This window comes from Cellulomonas telluris (genome assembly GCF_004886325.1).
Taxonomy (GTDB): Bacteria; Actinomycetota; Actinomycetes; order Actinomycetales; family Cellulomonadaceae; genus Cellulomonas; species Cellulomonas telluris.
Genome location: NZ_QXFN01000043.1, coordinates 1 through 609 on the forward strand (window position 1 = coordinate 1; position 609 = coordinate 609).

The 609-nt window shown below is 69.6% G+C and carries 1 protein-coding gene; it reads right to left on the reverse strand.

The annotated features are described in order from the left end of the window. The coding region (locus tag FB586_RS18645; RefSeq protein WP_246036992.1) for an aldo/keto reductase at positions 1–440 on the reverse strand (440 nt) is incomplete at its 3' end. Positions 441–609 lie beyond the last annotated feature (169 nt).

Below are 609 nucleotides of genomic sequence, written 5' to 3' on the forward strand. Positions count from 1 at the left end.
ACCTTGCCCTCGGCGACCAGCTCGCTCATCGCGCCGACCGACTCCTCGATGGGAACGGCGGGGTCGACGCGATGGAGGTAGTAGAGGTCGATGACGTCCGTCTGGAGGTGGCGCAGCGAGCGCTCGGCGGCGCGCCTGATGTAGGCGGGGGTGCCGTTGCGGCCGTGGACCGTCCCGTCGTCGTCGGTCTCGGCCGAGGCCTTGGTGGCGAGGACGATCTCGTCGCGACGGTCCTTGAGCGCGCGGGCGATGAGCTTCTCGTTCTCGAACGGGCCGTAGGCCTCGGCGGTGTCGATGAACGTGACGCCGAGGTCGACGGCTCCGCGAAGGGTCGCGATCGAGGTGGCTTCGTCGCTGGCGCCGTAGAAGGCGCTCATGCCCATCGCGCCGAGACCGATGGCCGAGACGTCGAGGCCGTCGCCCAGTGAGGTGGTCTTCATGAGGTGGGTGTGTCCTTCCTGTGGGCGAGCACCTCGCGGTAGCTCGCGATCTTGTGTTCGATGTGGGCCAGGTGCGACTGCGTGCGTGCCAGGTCCTCCAGCACGCGGCGGCGGTGCGCCTCGAGGTGGACCAGACGCTCGGCCTCGGTGCCGGCCGTGCGGCTGAGGT